At 69.4% G+C, this 16,897-nt stretch carries 10 protein-coding genes; 4 read left to right on the plus strand and 6 right to left on the minus strand.

The features are described 5' to 3' along the window. Positions 1–53 precede the first annotated feature (53 nt). The 4 genes from ACIPC1_RS01590 to ACIPC1_RS01605 all read left to right on the plus strand — a co-directional run bounded on the left by ACIPC1_RS01590 (position 54) and on the right by ACIPC1_RS01605 (position 4,845). Entirely contained in the window at positions 54–1,985 is a 1,932-nt protein-coding gene (locus ACIPC1_RS01590; RefSeq protein WP_402512338.1) for a hypothetical protein, read from the plus strand. Between the two features lie 88 nt (positions 1,986–2,073). Further along, a complete protein-coding gene (locus ACIPC1_RS01595) occupies positions 2,074–3,027 on the plus strand; it encodes a metal-dependent hydrolase (protein WP_402512340.1) in 954 nt (317 codons plus the stop codon). After that, positions 3,027–4,088, plus strand: coding sequence for a PDR/VanB family oxidoreductase (locus tag ACIPC1_RS01600; protein ID WP_402512342.1), 1,062 nt, complete (start codon positions 3,027–3,029; stop codon positions 4,086–4,088). Before ACIPC1_RS01595 ends, ACIPC1_RS01600 begins: the two co-directional genes overlap by 1 nt. Before the next feature lie 55 nt (positions 4,089–4,143). Further along, positions 4,144–4,845, plus strand: a complete 702-nt coding sequence (locus tag ACIPC1_RS01605) for a TetR/AcrR family transcriptional regulator (protein WP_402512344.1) — start codon at positions 4,144–4,146, stop codon at positions 4,843–4,845. A gap of 12 nt (positions 4,846–4,857) precedes the next feature. Here the strand turns inward: ACIPC1_RS01605 and ACIPC1_RS01610 are convergent, their stop codons facing one another. The 6 genes from ACIPC1_RS01610 to ACIPC1_RS01635 all read right to left on the minus strand — a co-directional run bounded on the left by ACIPC1_RS01610 (position 4,858) and on the right by ACIPC1_RS01635 (position 16,896). Beyond that, positions 4,858–5,214 carry a 5-carboxymethyl-2-hydroxymuconate Delta-isomerase gene (locus tag ACIPC1_RS01610; protein ID WP_402512346.1) on the minus strand — a complete coding sequence of 119 codons (357 nt, stop codon included), beginning with the start codon at positions 5,212–5,214 and terminating at the stop codon, positions 4,858–4,860. Positions 5,215–5,242: 28 nt separating this feature from the next. Beyond that, the gene (locus tag ACIPC1_RS01615) at positions 5,243–6,862 is read right to left on the minus strand and encodes a SpoIIE family protein phosphatase (RefSeq protein ID WP_402513352.1); all 1,620 of its coding nucleotides are present in this window, start codon (positions 6,860–6,862) and stop codon (positions 5,243–5,245) included. A gap of 71 nt (positions 6,863–6,933) precedes the next feature. Next, positions 6,934–12,342 carry a pullulanase-type alpha-1,6-glucosidase gene (gene pulA, locus ACIPC1_RS01620; protein WP_402513354.1) on the minus strand — a complete coding sequence of 1,803 codons (5,409 nt, stop codon included), beginning with the start codon at positions 12,340–12,342 and terminating at the stop codon, positions 6,934–6,936. 212 nt (positions 12,343–12,554) lie between these two features. Beyond that, the gene (locus ACIPC1_RS01625; protein WP_402512348.1) at positions 12,555–13,937 is read right to left on the minus strand and encodes an alpha-amylase family protein; all 1,383 of its coding nucleotides are present in this window, start codon (positions 13,935–13,937) and stop codon (positions 12,555–12,557) included. A gap of 172 nt (positions 13,938–14,109) precedes the next feature. Then, positions 14,110–15,780 (minus strand): glycoside hydrolase family 13 protein, encoded by a 1,671-nt coding sequence (locus ACIPC1_RS01630; RefSeq protein WP_402512350.1) that lies wholly within the window; start codon positions 15,778–15,780, stop codon positions 14,110–14,112. A 204-nt stretch (positions 15,781–15,984) separates the two neighbouring features. Further along, positions 15,985–16,896: a sugar ABC transporter permease gene (locus ACIPC1_RS01635; protein WP_384384892.1), complete on the minus strand. Its 912-nt coding sequence runs from the start codon at positions 16,894–16,896 to the stop codon at positions 15,985–15,987. Position 16,897 lies beyond the last annotated feature (1 nt).

Below are 16,897 nucleotides of genomic sequence, written 5' to 3' on the forward strand. Positions count from 1 at the left end.
GACGCGCGATGGGTGACGGGTGACCATCCGACGGCTCGCTCGTTTTTCGCTGTGTGCAGTCACAGGATGTAGCCCCGCGCTCCGCACCCTCCTCAGGCCCGGTCGTCGATGTCGAGCAGGCCGAGGCGGCGCTCGTCGAGCACTATCCGCGACTGGTCCGGCTCGCCTATCTGGTGCTGCCGCCCAGCCTCGGCCGCAACCGCCGGGTGCTGACCGCGCACGCCCTCACCCAGCGCGCGCTGCCCCGGAGCCGCACGTCCGGTGACGCGACGGTCATCCCGGCCCAGCAGACGGGCGGCGGCCGCGACGGCGACCCCGGCTACGCCTTCGTACGCCTCCAAGTGGTGCGTACGGCGTTGGAGGCGGGCCTGCCGCTGACCCTGCGGGCGTGGCCCAAGCGGTCCCAGCTGCCGCCGCTGCTGCCCCAGGTGTGGGGCCTCAGGCTCTTCCCGCGGTCCGGCGGCGCCGACGAACTCGCCCTGGACCAGCGGCTGTCCGCGCTCTCCGGGCCGGCCCGTGCCGCGTATGTGCTGCGCGGTCTGGAGAAGCTGTCCGAGGCGGACGTACGGAAGGTCCTGACGGCGGCGGGTGTCGACGATCCGGGCGCGGCACTCGCGGTGGCCGCCGGTATGGAGGCGCAGGACTCCCTGCTCGGCTCCGCCGAGTTCGACCCCTGTTCGCTGCATGCCCGGCCCACCGACCTGATGCGGCGCAGGCAGCACGTCAAGGCCGCGATCGCCGCCACCGCGGCCGTCGTGGTGTGCGGTGCGCTGCTCGGTCTGCCCGGCGACGGGTGGGGGCCCGACGGCGCCGCGGCGCCACCGTACGCGCAGAACCCGGCGGCCCAGGCCGCGCTGGACCCGGCACAGCTGACGAAGGTGGCGGCAGGGGCCTGGCAGGCGTCCGCGCGTACCGACTTCTCCGTGTGGCCCGCGCGCGGAACCCTCACCGGGGACAGCGCCCTGCTGCGGCGGGCGCTCGCCGTGTGGGCGCGGCCCGGCGAGTCGGTGGCGGTGTCGGCGACCCCCGGCACCCCGTCCGGTGCCCCGCCCGGGCCGCCGCAGCTCCTGTACGCGGGCGTGGTCGACCAGGCCCGTGTGGTGCTGCTCTACGACGGTCTGCGCATCGCGCGGTATGCCGAGCCGATCGACGGCACGAACGGCGCGGCCCTCGACTTCGCGCGGGTCGACGGCGCGAAGGGGGCGGAGTCGGAGGCGGTGGTCCTCGGCCGGACCGACGGCAACGTCCGCTACCTGACGGCCCCTTGGGTGACGAAGGCCACCGAGCGGGACCTGATGAAGCCGTCCTCCGGCGCGATGGACCTCGCTCTCGCGGCCGACGGTGTCACCTCCCCGCTGGCCAGCCCGGCCCAGCGGTCCGGCGCGTGCACCTCGTGGAACGTACTGGAGCTGACGGACAACTCGGGCACCCGCCTGCTGACCGACCTCGGCGAGCTGACCCCGGCGCACCTCACCTCGGGACAGCCCTCGGGCCCCGGCGAGGTGTCCGGTGCCGAAGCGCTGCGGAACTGGGCGCCGTTCGCCTGCTCGCTGGCTTCCGTGCGCTCGCAGGGTGTGCGGTCCGTGAACGCCTGGCAGTACGCCCGGCAGGACCTGCCCGACGCCGGCGGCAGCGCGACCTGGGTGTGCACGCGGGCCGACACCTGGCGGGGCGGCGGCACCCGCGTGCTCGCGCAGTTCCGGACGCCGGGCGGTACGTACGGTGCGGTCGCCGCGAAGGCCGAGAACTCGCCCGCGTGCGGATCCCGCGACCCGCATGTGCTGGCGGGTGTGTTGTGGAAGTCGGGCACCGGAAGCTGGTACCTCATCGCGGCCGGCAGCAGGGACACGGCGTCTGTCGGCGCGACCGGCGGGGTCACCGGGTCGGCGCAGGGCTCTCTGCTCACCGTACGGGCCGAGCAGGGAGCACAGGCCGAGCTGAAGGGGAGCCTGGAGGACGGGCGGGAGATCAGCGGGCTGCGCTGAGCCGAGCCACAGGACCTAGCTGACATCTGCGTCAACAAGTCGCTGCGCGGGGGTTCTCCCCGCATCTACCCGTCAGTACATTGACGGCATGTCTCACACGCGTGCCGAGCTGCCCGAACCGGTCGACTCCGAGCGGATACCCCTCAAGGCGCGGAAGGTGTCGTTCTCCTGGGAGGACACGCCCCTGCACTGGGTGCCGGGCGAGCCGTTCGCCACGCACACCATCAATGTGCTGCATCTGCTGCTGCCGGCCGGTGAGCGCTGGTTCGTGCACGTGTACAAGCAGGTGCTGCCGTACATCCGGGACGAGCGGCTGCGCGAGGACGTCATCGGGTTCATCGGCCAGGAGGCCATGCACGCGCAGGCGCACGACGAGGTACTCCCCCACCTCAGGGAACTCGGGCTCGACCCGACGCCGTACACCGCCCAGGTCGACTGGCTCTTCGAGAAGCTGCTCGGCGACCGCACGCTGCCGCCGGGCAAGGCCCGCAAGTGGTGGCTGATGGAGCGGGTCGCGATCATCGCGGCGATCGAGCACTACACCGCGTTTCTCGGCAACTGGGTGCTGAACGCCGAGGAGTTGGACCGGCGTGGTGCCGATCCGACCATGCTGGATCTGCTGCGCTGGCACGGCGCGGAGGAGGTCGAGCACCGGTCCGTGGCGTTCGAGCTGTTCCTGCACGTCGACGGGGGCTACCGGCGCCGCGCGCGGACCTGGGCGACCGCGTTCACGGCCCTGGTCTTCCTGTGGCAGCGCGGGGCGCGGTTCTTCATGGAGAACGATCCGACGCTCACTGCGGGCCGGGCGAGCTTCAAGGACTTCCATCGGGCCGGGAAGGCGGGGGTACTGCCGTCGACCGGGGACATGCTCAGGTCCATTCCGCGCTATCTCAGCCGGGCCTATCACCCGTCCCAGGAGGGGTCGACCGCACAGGCCGTGGCCTATCTCGCCGCCTCGCCCGCGGCGACGGCCGCGGAGAAGGCCACGAAGGGGGTCGCGGAGAAGGCGACCGACGCTGCCGCGGAAAGGGGCGTGGCCTGATGCCCGGGCGACTGCGGACCTTCGTGGCCGTCGCCGGTACGGCCCTGCTCGTCAGGCGCGCGATGCGCCGCCGGATCGGGGCCTCGCCGCTGTGGCCGTTGCCCGCGCTGGAGAACCCGGTCTCCGGCCGGCCGCGCTCCCGGGCGCTACGGCTGTCGGTCGCCCGGCATGAGCGGGTCGCCGACGGTGTCGTACGACTCCGCCTGGTAGGGCGGAACCTGCCGCGCTGGGAGCCTGGCGCGCATCTCGACCTGGTGCTGCCCTCGGGGCTCGTACGGCAGTACTCGCTGTGCGGGGACCCGGAGGACACCTCGTCGTACACCGTCGCGACCCGGCTCGTCGGCGAGACGGCGGGCGGGCGCGGGGGTTCGCGCGAGGTGCACGAGGGGCTCCGGGAAGGCATGGAGGTCGAGGTGCGCGGGCCGCGCAACCGCTTCCCGCTCGTGGCCGCTCCCGCGTACGTCTTCGTGGTCGGCGGTATCGGGATCACGCCGATCCTGCCGATGCTGCGTTCGCTCCAACAGGGCGCCGAATGGCGGCTGTTGTACTGCGGACGTACGCGGGCCTCGATGCCGTTCCTGGAGGAGGTCGGGAAGCTGCGGGGCGGGCAGATCACCGTTGTCGCCGAGGACGAGGACGGACTGCCCTGCCTCGACGCGCTGTTGGCCGATGCTCCCGAGGACGCGGCGGTCTACTGCTGCGGTCCGGAGGGACTGATGGCCGCGGTCGAGGCCCGGCTCCCGGAGGGGGCGACGCTGCATCTGGAGCGCTTCGCGCCGCGTACGTCCAGTGCGGGGAACGGCGCCTTCGAGGTCGAACTGCGGCGCAGCGGACGTACGTTGGCCGTGTCCGCCGACTCCACGGTGCTCGCCGCGGTCCGCGCGGAGCTGCCGAACACCCCCTACTCCTGTGCGCAGGGATTCTGCGGAACCTGCCAACAGCGGGTACTGGAAGGGGAGATCGAGCATCGGGACGAACTGCTGACGGACGCGGAGCGTGGTGACTCGATGCTGATCTGTGTATCGCGGGCGCGTGGTGGGAGGATCGTCCTGGATATGTGAACCGCCGTGGCCGGACGGGGCCGTTCAGGCCGGATCCGATCGGTAAGGTGTTCGTATGACAACCGGGGTACGCCGCAGGATGGGTGTCGATGAACGGCGGCAGCAGCTGATCGGCGTCGCCCTCGAACTCTTCAGCAGACGCTCGCCCGACGAGGTCTCCATCGACGAGATAGCCGCGGCCGCGGGCATCTCGCGACCGCTGGTGTACCACTACTTTCCCGGCAAACTCAGCCTGTACGAGGCCGCGTTGCAGCGCGCTTCGGACGATCTCGCGGGGCGGTTCATGGTCTCCGCGGAAGGCTCGCTGGGGTCGCGGCTGCTGCGGGTGATGCGCCGGTTCTTCGACTTCGTCGACGACCACGGACCGGGTTTCGCGGCGCTGATGCGGGGCGGCCCGGCGGTCGGTTCGTCCACCACCAACGCGCTGGTCGACGGCGTACGGCAGGCGGCGTACCTCCAGATCCTCTCGCACATGAATGTCCAAAACCCGCCCGCCCGGCTGGAGTTGGTGATCCGCTCATGGATCTCGCTCGTCGAGTCGACGGCGTTGATCTGGCTCGACGGACGGCGCATCCCGCGCGGCGAGCTGGAGCGACAGCTGGTGCACGACTTCGCGGCGCTGGCGGCGGTGAGTGCCGCGTACGACGAGGAGTTGAGTGAACTGCTGCGCCGGTCGCTCAGGAACGAGCCGGGCGACGGGCCGTTCAGCGACCTCGTCGTCCGGCTGATCGCGTTGGCCTCGCCGCCGGCGTCGTAGAAACCACGGGTCCTACTTCTCGAACCTGTCGTACGACGGGTCGAGTTCGCGCACCTCCGCGGAGGCGTGCAGGGTGAGTCCGTCGGTGGGCTTGATGTGTGCGCTCAGTAGGTCCAGGACAGCCGCCGTGAGCGCGGCCTTGGTCTCGTCGGTGCGGCCCGGGAGCAGGGCGAGCGTGATGTACACGATGGCGTGCCCGTCCGCCTCGGCTCCCACCACGTTGTCCTCGGTCCGCCGGAACCGCGTCTTGCACGCCCCGAGGCGCGCGGCGGCCGTCTCGACGACCACCGGGTGCAGCGCGAGTGCGAAGCCGGGCCGGTCGAAGGTGCCGTCGAGTGACTCGGAGTATTCAACGGTGATCTGTGGCATGGGCACTCCTGTTCTAGGCGTATCCCGATCACCCTAGCCGCAGCGCGAGGAGCGCGATGTCGTCCTCCCGGTCGCGGCCGAAGTGCTCGAGGAGGGTGTCGCACAGGGCGTCCAGGCCGGGCAGGGCGCCGGCGGCGGCCGCGCGGAGCTGCTCCATCGACACCGAGAGGTCCGTGCCCCGGGTCTCGATCAGGCCGTCGGTGACCATGAGGAGCCGGTCGGTGGGTTCGAGGAACAGTTCGGTGGGCGGCGGGTGGGGCAGGCCCACGCCGAGCAGCGGGCCTGCGGCCTTGGCGTAGTCGGCGCTGCCGGTGTCCCGGATGATCAGTGGCGGGATGTGACCGGCGTTGGCGATGCGGGTGCGTCCGGTGGCGGGGTCGGTCAGGGTCAGGCAGACGGTGGCGGTGACGTCGGGGTGGTAGCGCCGGAGCATCCGGTCGAGGCGCTCGGCGAGGACGGCCGGGTCGCTCTCGTCGACGCAGTAGGCGCGCAGCGCGTGCCGGATCTCGACCATGACGGTGGCCGCCTCCAGCGAGTGCCCGACGACATCGCCGACCGCGGCGAGCACGCCCTCGTCGGTGCGCAGGGCCGCGTAGAAGTCGCCGCCGATCTCGGTCTCCTCCGACGCCGGCACGTACCGGACCACGACGTCCAGGCCCGGCAGTTCGGGCAGTCGGTGCGGCTGGGGCAGGAAGCTGTGCTGGAGGGTGAGGGCGACGTGCCGCTCGACCTGGTACATGAGCAGCGGCTCGGCGGCGAGCGCGGTGGCCTCGGCGAGGCGGGCCACCAGAGCCTCGCCCTCGGGGTTCACCCGGCGCACCCCGCGGGTGGGGGTGGCGAGGCACACCGCGGCCCTGCCGTCCTGGATGGGGATCAGCGCCATCCGGGCGTCGTGCTGCACTTCCGGCCGGAAGAACCCGGCGGGCCACAGCGGTGCGGGCACCGTGGTGATCCGCACCCCGGCCTGCCCGCGGGTGAGCCGCCGGAGCAGACCGGCCACGGTCCGGTGGGCGCCCTCGTCGGGCATCGCGAGCGAGGTGCGGTCGCGTGAGGTGGCGCGGTACAGCCTGTCGTCCGGGCCGAGGACGAAGACGGCCGCGGGACCGCCGGTGAGCCGGGCGGTGCCCTCGACGGCGGCGTCGGCGAGTTCCTGCGGGGAGCGCGCCGTCTGGATCTCGACGATCGTCTCCGAAACCTGCGTCAGCCGTCGGGCCACCGCCTGGTCGTCGGCCCGCAGCCGCGCGGCGCGCACCGCGGCCCGGATCACCGCGTCGATCTCCTCGGGCTCGGCGGGCACTGTCAGATAGGCCTCGCCGCCGGCGTCAAGGCCCTCGCTGCGGTCACCTGGCGCCACGGCTGCGGCCGAGAAGTGCACGACGGGCAGGCCGGCCATGTGCGGCCGGGCCTTGAGCCGACGGCACAGTTCGAAGCCGCTCATGTCCGGCAGGTGCACATCGATGAGCGCCACGTCGGGCAGGGTTCCCTTGCGCAGCCGTACGTCGAGTTCGACGAGGGCGTCGTGACCGGTGCCGGCCACGACGACCTGGTAACCGGCGCGGCGCAGCATGGCGCCGATCGCGTACCTGCTGGCCGCCACGTCGTCCACGACCAGCACGGTCGTGTCTGTCCGCTTGCCGTTGACGTCCATCTGCCAGCCCTTGGACACACCGATGGGGCAGACCGGAGTTCGAGGTCTGCCCCACCAAGGTAATGCCCTTTTCAGGAAGTCCGGAAGAATACCGCCACGGTGCGCCCCGGAACGGCGAACGTGCCCGTCTTCTCCGTATACGAGGAGGACTTGACGGTGGAGTCCGCGCCCGCCGCCTGCACCGGGTGCAGCGCGTACGCCGTCCCGGCCGACGCGTCGATCGTCTGCTCCTGCTTCTCGGGCGTCGCGTTGAAGACGACGACGAGATCACCGCGGTCGCCGAGTTCCATCGTGATCACACCGGGCGTCTCGTCCGTCCCCGACAGCGGGAAGGCCAGCTTCGACTGCACCTGGCCGGCCGTGGCGAGCGAGAACACGCTCTCGGTCCTGCGGATCCGCTGCAGATCCTGGTATGCCGCCGAACTGCCCTCGATCTGCCCGCAGCCCACTTTGACGGTCGTCAACAGCGGTGTGGCGTACGGCCACTTGGACGCGTTGTCGGACGCCATCGGCAGTCCGCGTCCGAAGCCGTTGCCGTCCCGGCAGTTCCAGTGGATCGCGTTGAACCAGTCGCCGCTGTCGAAGGAGTTGCGGTCGAGGGACTTGGAGCGCAGCAGGTCGGAGCCGGCCTGGGAGAGGGACGGGCCCTGCGAGAGGGTGGCTGTCGCCAGGGCCAGGACCTGCATACGGGCCCGGTCGCTCGCGCTCGTCGCGGCGGGCAGCTTGAAGGTGAGGGCGTCGTACAGCGACTCGTTGTCGTGGGCGTCGGCGTACGCGAGGGCGTCTCCGGGCGCGTCCGCGTATCCCGCCGCCTGGCCGTTGTAGTCGACCTCGGAGCCCTTGACCTCCTTGCCGCTGGTGTCGGTGAAGCTGTACTTCGCGAGGTTGCCGCTCAGCCCGACCTTGATGAGGTCCTGGTAGTGCAGCAGGCGGGTCTTCTGCTCGGCCGAAGTGCCGTTGCTGGTGGAGGAGTTGGGGTCGGTGTAGAGGCCGGATGCGAAGCCCTGGACGCCGGGGTCCTCGTCGAAGGGGCCACCGCCGCGTACGGCGTCACGCGCGCGGTCGGAGAAGGTCGCGATGCCGGTCCCCGCCATGTTCTTCTGGGTGGCCTGCGTGAAGCGGGCGTCGTCGGCGACCTCGCCGAAGTTCCAGCCCTCGCCGTACAGGATGATCTTCTTGCCGTCGACGCCGTCCTTCTTGAGGGTGAGCGCGTCGAGGGCCTTGCGGACCGCGAGGATGTTGGCCTTGGGGTGGTGCCCCATCAGGTCGAAGCGGAAGCCGTCGACCTTGTACTCCCTGGCCCAGGTGACGATCGAGTCCACCACCAGTTTGCCCATCATGGCGTTCTCGGTCGCGGTGTTGGCGCAGCAGGTGCTCGTCGCCACGGACCCGTCAGCGAGGAGCCGCTGATAGTAGCCGGGGACGACCTTGTCGAGCACGGAGGTGTCGGCCTGGCCGCTGGCGGCGGTGTGGTTGTAGACGACGTCCATGACGACCCGCAGGCCGTCCTCATTCAGCGACTTGACCATCTCGCGGAACTCGACCGTACGGTCCGTGCCGTCCGGGTCGGTCGCGTACGAACCCTCGGGGACCGTGTAGTGGTACGGGTCGTAGCCCCAGTTGTAGGCGTCCTTCGCGGCGGTCTTCGCCACGCACTCCTGCTGCTTGTCGGAGTCGGCCGGGTAGGAGGCGAGGTCGCAGTCGGTGGTCGACTGGTCCGACTTTTTCTCGGGGATGGTGGCGATGTCGAACGCGGGCAGCAAGTGCACATACGAAGTACCGGACTTGGCCAGTTCTCGCAGGTGCTTGGAGCCGTCGCTGTCCTTGTCGGCGAAGGCGAGGTAGGTGCCGGGGTTCTGGGCCGTGGGGTCCGCCACGGAGAAGTCCCGGATGTGCAGCTCCTGGATCTGGGCGTCCTTCAGCGCCACCGCCGCAGGCTTCTTGAGGGTCGACCAGCCGCTCGGAGCAAGGGACTTGGCGTCCAGGTCGACGACGAGGCTCTGCTGGGAGTCGGCGGTCAGGGCCACCGAGTACGGGTCGGTGACCGTGTTGCTGACGACCTTCTGGACGCTCGGCGCCCATACCTTGACGACGTACCGGTAGGGCTTGTTCGCCCAGGACTTCTTACCGGTGACGGACCAGACGCCGGTGGTGCTGTTCCGCTTCATGGCGACGGTCGAGCCGTCGAGGTCCAGGGACACGTTCTGCGCGGTAGGCGCCCAAACGGCAAGCGTGGGAACGCCGTTGCGGAACGTCGGACCGAGGTCCGCCTTCGTGGCGTCGTACAGATCGTCGAGTACGCCGGCGATCTGGACGCCGGTCGCCGCCAACACCGCTCCGTTCACGGCGCGTTGCGAGGCGACGACCTGGGCTCGCAGCGCTTCACGCACCCGGTCCCGGTCGCGCGGGTCGACGGTCCAGGCGGTGTAGTCCTTGAGGTGCGGGAAGGCGGCCTTCTGGGCGTCGGTGAGGACGGACTTCGACAGGCGAAGCCACTTGGCGTCACCGGTCAGCGCTCCGTCCTTCACCTCGATCGAGCCGTCGCGCGAGTAGAGCAGTTGCGTGGATACGGCCGCGTCGGAGCCGTTCCAGGCGACCGTGTTCCGGTCGATCCAGACCGCCTTGGAGGTGGTCAGGTCGAGCGCGGCGGCGCTGCCCGCCGGCTGCGGGAGCAGGTACTTCTCCTGGCCGTTCAACATCCACACCTCGTGGCCGTTGGCCGTGAGGTCGAGCGACTGGTCGGTGGGGAGGTCCTTCTCGTCGCCCTTGTGGAGGATGTAACTGAGGCTGGTGGCACCCTCGGCGAGCGGCACCTCGTACACAGCCCCATAGGCGTCGGTGTCCACCGGCTCCAGGGGCTTCGACCAGTCGGTGCCGGTCGCGGCGCCCGTCCAGACGTGCAGGCCCCAGCCGGTGTAGTCGCCGTCGGCGCGGTGGTAGTGCAGGACCGCCTTGGTCCTGTCCTGGGCCGGATAGTCGGGCTTTTCGGTGAGGACGGCTTCCTTGCCCTGTTCGACCCAGATCTCGCCTGTCCTGGTGACATCGATCGTGCGGTCGGCGGAGACGTCCTTGTTGCCGTCCTTGTCGATCACCAGATAGCCGACACTGGAGGCGCCGGGCTTCAACTTGACGTAGGCGAAGGCTCCGTAGGCGTCGCGGCCGATGAAGTCGTGGCCCTCGGGCCAGTTCGTCGCCTCGCCGTCGGCGAGGTCGCCCCAGGCGTAGAGCCGCCAGTCGGTGTAGTCGCCGTCGGTGCGCTTGTAGTGGACGATCGCGTAGTCGCGTGAGGAGGCGGTCGGGACCTCCTCGGCGGGCGGGGTGCCTGTGCTGCCGGTGGCCGGGGCGCTTGACGTGCGTCCGGCCGAGTCGATGACAACTGCCTTGTAGCGCAGGGTGGTTCCGGCCGGTACGTCCTTGGCGATGGCCTGGGTGACCTGGTACGGGGCGTGGTCGACGGAGCCGAGGGTCTGCCACTTGGCGTTGCCGACCTGGGCGGCGAAGACGACACGGTTGAGCTGACCGCCGGCGACGTCGGCGGAGAGCTCGACGGTGCCGGTGGCACCCGCCTCCGGTGCCTTCAGGGTGAGCGTCGGCTTCGAGACCGGTGCGGCGAGCTTGCCCGCCGCCTTGAGGACGACCGAGGAACCGGCCGGGACGGTGACGGTGACCTTGCTGTCGGCTCCGCTGGTGAGGCTGTCCTGCGTGCCGTAGATCCCGTGGAAGCTCATGTCCGCCGAGCCGGTCGCGAAGGTCGCGGTCTTCGCCTCGCCCGCGTTGTTCACGGCGACGACGTACTCGGTGCCGGTGGACGGATCCGTGCGGGAGAAGGCGTAGATGCCGGCGCCGTCGGCGGCGTAGCGCTCCGTCTGGACGCCGTCCGCGAGGGCGGGGTTGGCCTTGCGGAACTTCGCGAGAGCACTGATCTGTCGGTAGAGCGGTGCACTCGTGTCGTAGGCGTCGCTCGCGTGGGTGCGGTCGGTGCCGAGCTCGTCGTCGTCGAGGTAGTCGGCGGTCTTGGAGGCGAACATCGTCTGGCGGGCGTCCTTGTCGCCGCCCGCGCCGGTGAAGCCCTGTTCGTCGCCGTAGTAGACGACCGGGTTGCCGCGGCTGAGGAACATCAGCTCGTTGGCGAGTTTGTCCTTCTTGAGGAGCTCGGCGTCGCTCGCGCCGGGGTTGTCATGGTTCAGGAAGTACCCGAAACGGCCCATGTCGTGGTTGCCGAGGAAGGTGACCTGCTCGTACGCGTTGGCCTTGTCCGTCGTGTACTTGTAGTCGTCGCCGAAGACCGAGGCCAGCTTCTGCGCGCTGCCGCCCTGGGAGGCGTACTGGCGGGCCGCTTCCTGGAAGGGGAAGTCGAGCGTGGAGTCGAGGCGGCCCTCGGTGACGTACGGCGAAGTGATCGACGTGTCGGCGGAGTAGACCTCGCCGAACATGAAGAAGTCGTCGCGGCCCTGCTTCTTCGCGTACGCGTCGAGGGCGGTGGCCCACTGCGTCCAGAACTCCATGTTGACGTGCTTCACGGTGTCGATCCGGAAGCCGTCGATGTCGAAGTCCCGAACCCACTTCTCGTAGATCTTCTCCATACCGCTGACGACCTCGGGACGCTCGGTCCACAGGTCGTCGAGGCCGGAGAAGTCACCGTTCTCGGAGCTTTCCCCGGCGAAGGTGGAGTCGCCGCGGTTGTGGTACATCGTCGTGTCGTTGAGCCAGGAGGGGACCTTGGCGTTCTGCTTCGCGACCGGCACGGTCGGCGTGCGCGGGAAGGAGTCGGCGTCGACCTCGGGGAAGTCCTCGGCCCCGTCCGCGTAGTCCGCGTCGTCGAAGGGCTCTCCGTCCTTCGTCAGATACGGGAAGGCACCCTTGGAGAGGTAGCCGTAGGACTTCTCCTCGTAGTCGACGACGTCGGCGGTGTGGTTGGTGATGACGTCGAAGAAGACCTTCATGCCCTTGGCGTGGGCCTTGGAGATCAGCGTCTGAAGGTCCTTGTTGGTGCCGAAGTGCGGGTCGACCTGCGTGAAGTCGGTGATCCAGTAGCCGTGGTAGCCGGCCGAGGCGTTGTCGCCGGTGCCCTGCACGGGCTGGTTCTTGAAGATCGGCGCCATCCAGATGGCGGTGGTGCCGAGGTCCTTGATGTAGTCGAGCTTCTTCGTCAGGCCCTTGAGGTCGCCGCCCTGGTAGAAGCCCTTGTCGGTGGGGTCGTAGCCGGTCGACAGGCGTGAACCGGTCAGACCGCCCTCGTCGTTGGAGGTGTCACCGTTGGCGAAACGGTCCGGGAGGACGAAGTAGAACTGCTCGCGCGTCGCGTCGTTGCGTGCGGCCGTCTTCGCGAGGGCCGCGTCGGACGGGGGCGCGGGCGGGGTCGCGGCGCGGGCCGCCAGGGGCTGGACGAGCGCTGCCGCGAGGGCGACCACGGCGACGGCCGCGATTCTGCTGCGTTGCGTGGTGCGGCGCACCCGGGGCGCCGGCCATCTCGGTATCAGGGCCACAGACGTGAACTCCTTGCGATTACGGCTCATTTGGGTCCGACCCCACGCCGCGGCTCGGCCTCTTTGCCGGGCGCCGGCGTGACCGTATCGCTTACGCAAGGTTTACAGCAAGAGCCCTGAAACCGATGGCAAGAACTTTCACATCTGCTCGAAACCGCGGGCCCGTTCACCGGGGGATCGGTGAACGGGCCTTCCGCTGCGGCCACTCAGCAGCTGGACTTGCCCGAGTAGATCGCCAGCGCCGTGTTGGCGCCGAGGGTCGCCGTGAACTGGCCCGAACTGTTCACCGTGACGGTCGTGTTGCTCTGGACATTGCAGTAGGTACCCGCCGCGAGGGAGGTCTGGTAGGTGCGGGCCAGCGAGGACGACTCGTGGTTGATGGCCACGAAGCCCTTGGAACCGCGGCCGAACGCGATGGCGTCGGCGCCGTTGTCCCACCAGTTGGTGACCGACTCACCGCGGGTGGTGTTACGGAAGGCGACCATCCGCTGGATCTCCGGCCAGGCGTGCTGGCACTTCCAGCCGTCCTGCCAACAGGCGTTGACCGTACCGTCGTTGGGCGGTCCGGCGTCGGTGGAGGAGAACTCGTAGCCGGAGTTGATGTCGGGCGCGCCGTATGGCCAGGCCAGCATGAAGACGTTGGCGAGCGTGTAGTTCGCCCCGTCCTTGTAGCTGAGCGTCGAGCCGTTGCGCTCGGTGTCGTGGTTGTCGACGAAGACACCGGAGACGCCACTGCTCATGTAGCCCCAGCCCTCGCCGTAGTTCTTCAGGTAGGCGAGGTTCTCGTTGTTGAAGACCCGCTTGAGGTCGTATGCGTACCGGAACTCCTGGACATCGCCGTTGCCGGTGTACTCGGTCGGCTGAACGGCCTCGCCCGATCCGTAGATGACCTCCTGCTTCCAGTACACGCTCGGGCTGCTCAGCCGGGACTTGATGTTGGCGAGGTCGGCCGCCGGCATGTGCTTGGCCGCGTCGATGCGGAAGCCGTCGACGCCGTAGCCGAGGAGGCTGTTCAGGTAGCCGGCGATGGCGGAACGGACGTACGACTCACCCGTGTCCAGGTCCGCGAGACCGACCAGTTCGCAGTTCTGGACGTTGGTGCGGTTCGTGTAGTCGCTGATGGAGGCGGTGCAGTCGTCGAAGTCGTACGAGGAGTACAGGCCCGGGTAGTTGTACTTCGTGTACGAGGAGCCACCGGTGCCGGTGCCGCTGCCCGCCGACATGTGGTTGATGACCGTGTCGACGACCACCTTCACGCCCGCGTTGTGGCAGGCCGTGACCATGTCACGGAAGTCGGTGGCATTGCCGAGCCGCCCGGCTATCTGATAGCTGACCGGTTGGTACGAGGTCCACCACTGCGAGCCCTGGATGTGCTCGGCGGGCGGGGAGACCTGGACGAAGCCGTACCCTGCGGGGCCAAGGCGGCTCGCGCACTCCGTCGCCACGGAGTCGAAGTCCCACTCGAAGAGGACGGCGGTGACGTCCTTGGTGCCGGGTGGAGACGCCTGCGCCGTGCCCGCGGGGACGGCGAGCGCGACCGACGCGGCCGCCGTGAGAGCAAGGGCACCGGAGAGAGTTCTGCTGGCCATGTGTGGTTCCTTCTCCATTGAAGGTCCATTGAAGGTTCTTGCTGAAAGATTGCAAGATGTGCGGTGCCGCAGATAGTAGAGGCCCGCCTCCCGAAGCGGAAGGCGGGCTTCTGAAAGTGCCGGAAACTCCTTGTGGAGCCTCTCAATTGACGAGACGTCAGTTAGTGGGCTCTCAGCCGGTGGTCCACCACACGGTGACGTCCGCCGGCAGCTTCGCCTCGCCACCGTCCTGCGAGAGGGTCACCTCGCCACTGGCAAGCAGCACCCGGCCGTACGCCGGGACGGTCACCGCCTCGGTGCCGGTGTTCGCGGTGCAGGTGAACTCGCCGCGGCGGAAGGCGAGTACACCTTCCGGAGCCTTCAGCCAGCCGACGGAGTCACCGGCGCCCAGGTCGGGCTGCTCGCGGCGGACGGCGAGCGCGTCACGGTACAACTCCAGGGTGGAGCCCTCCGCGCCGGTCTGTGCCTCGATGCTCAGCTCGGCCCACTCGGCGGGCTGCGGCAGCCAACTGCCCCCGCCGCCGAAGCCGTACGACGAGCCCTCGCGGGTCCACGGGATCGGCACCCGGCAGCCGTCGCGGAAGCCGTCCTGGCCCGCGCCCCGGAAGTAGGCGGGGTCCTGGCGCACCTCGTCCGGCAGGTCCACGACGTCCGGCAGGCCGAGCTCCTCGCCCTGGTAGAGGTACGCGGAGCCGGGCAGCGCCAGCATCAGCAGGGTCGCGGCCCGTGCCCGGCGCAGGCCGAGGGCGCGGTCACCCGCGGTGCGGATCTGCGTACCGAGCCCGGCCTCGTTGGCGAAGCGGGTGGCGTGCCGGGTCACGTCGTGGTTGGACAGCACCCAGGTGGCGGGGGCGCCCACCGGGCGCATCGCGTCCAGCGTGCGGTTGATGCAGTCGCGCAGCTCGGCCGCTTCCCAATGGGTGCTCAGATACTGGAAGTTGAAGGCCTGGTGCAGCTCGTCGGGGCGCACGTAGTTGGCGGTGCGCTCGATGGTCGGGGTCCACGCCTCCGCCACGAAAATGCGCTCTCCGGAATACTCGTCGAGGATCGTGCGCCACTGGCGATAGACGTCGTGCACACCGTCCTGGTCGAAGAACGGCATGACATCGTTGCCCAACAGCTTCAGCTGCTCGTGGGATCCAAGGTCCGGCAGGCCCGCCGCCTTCACCAGACCGTGCGCCACGTCGATGCGGAAACCGTCGACGCCCATGTCGAGCCAGAACCGCAGGATGGAGCGGAACTCGTCGCCGACGGCCGGGTGTTCCCAGTTGAAGTCGGGCTGCTCGGGCGCGAAGAGGTGCAGGTACCACTCACCGTCCGGCACGCGCGTCCAGGCGGGCCCGCCGAAGATGGACTCCCAGTCGTTGGGCGGCAGTTCGCCGTTCTCCCCCTTGCCGGGCCGGAAGTAGTAGCGCTCACGCAGCGGCGAACCCGGCCCCTCCGCGAGGGCGCGCCTGAACCACTCGTACTGGTCGGAGGAGTGGTTGGGGACGAGGTCGACGATGATCCGCAGGCCCAGCCCGTGGGCGTCGCGGATCAGGGCGTCGGCGTCCAGCAGACTGCCGAACATGGGGTCGACAGCCCGGTAGTCGGCGACGTCGTAGCCGGCGTCGGCCTGCGGCGAGGCGTAGAAGGGGCTCAGCCAGACGGCGTCCACGCCGAGGTCGCGCAGATACGGAAGTCGGGAACGTACGCCCTCCAGGTCGCCCATGCCGTCGCCGTTGCTGTCGGCGAAGCTGCGCGGATAGACCTGGTAGATCACCGCGTCGCGCCACCAGTCGCGGTGCGTGGCGACGGTGGCGAGAGCGGAGGTCGGTGCCTGGTCGGCGGAGTGCTGGCTCATGGCGTCCTTGATGCGATGGGAGTCCCCCCGGTCGAGCGAAGCCGAGTGTGGGGGAAGGGTCGGGTCGTGGGAGCAGGGTTCGGGTCGTGGGCGTAGGCGGAGTGGCGGAGTGGTTGGACGAGGCGGCCGCGGTGACAGCGGGGTCGGACGGCCACCGCGGCCGCCACCCGCGCGACAGAGCGCGCGGGAGTCACTGGGCGGGCGTCAGCCCTTCGTGCCACCGGCGGTGAGGCCGGCCACCAGGTTCTTCTGTACAAGGTAGAAGAACGCGGAGACGGGTATCGCCACCAGCACGGCGGTGGCGGCCATCAGGTTGCGCTGTGCGTCGTGCTCGCTGACGAAGCTCTGCAGACCGACGGCGAAGGTGTACTTCGTGTCGGACAGCATGAACGTCGAGGCGAAGGCGACCTCGCCGAACGCGGTGATGAAGCTGTAGAAGGCGGCAACTGCCAGGCCCGGCTTGGCAAGTGGCAGGATCAGCCGCGCGAACGTGCCGAAGGGGTTCAGCCCGTCGACGCGCCCCGCCTCGTCGATCTCGAACGGGATCGTGTCGAAGTAGCCCTTGAGCAGCCAGGCGCAGTACGGCACGGCGGTCGAGCAGTAGACGAGGATGAGGCCGAAGTAGTTGTCGATGAGCCGGAGTTCGGAAAGGATCTCGTACATCGGCACCATCAGGACGGCGACCGGGAACATCTGGGTGACCAGCAGGACCCACATGAACTTCCGGTAGCCGGGGAAACGCATGCGGGAGACCGCGTAGCCCGTGGTGGCGGCGACGAGCACACCGATGAAGGTGGTGCCGAGCGACACGACGAGTGTGCTCCACAGCCAGTCGAAGAACCGCGTGTGCTGCAACACGAACGAGTAGTTGTCGAGCGTCATCTTGCCGAAGATGCGCCCGGGGTGCAGATAGTCGTCCTTGTCCGGGCCGAGGGACAGATAGACCAGCCAGGCGATCGGGAACAGCGCGACGAGGCTGGCGACGCTCAGGATGCCGTGCGAGGTGATCGTCCCGGCGAGGCTGTTCTCGCCACGCCGCCGCGGCCTGCGTACCGGCTCGGTGTCCGTGGGGACCTCGTCCGCCGAGGCGGAACTCTGCAGTGTGGTGGTGCTCATG

The organism is Streptomyces sp. NPDC087263, assembly GCF_044744645.1.
GTDB lineage: Bacteria > Actinomycetota > Actinomycetes > Streptomycetales > Streptomycetaceae > Streptomyces.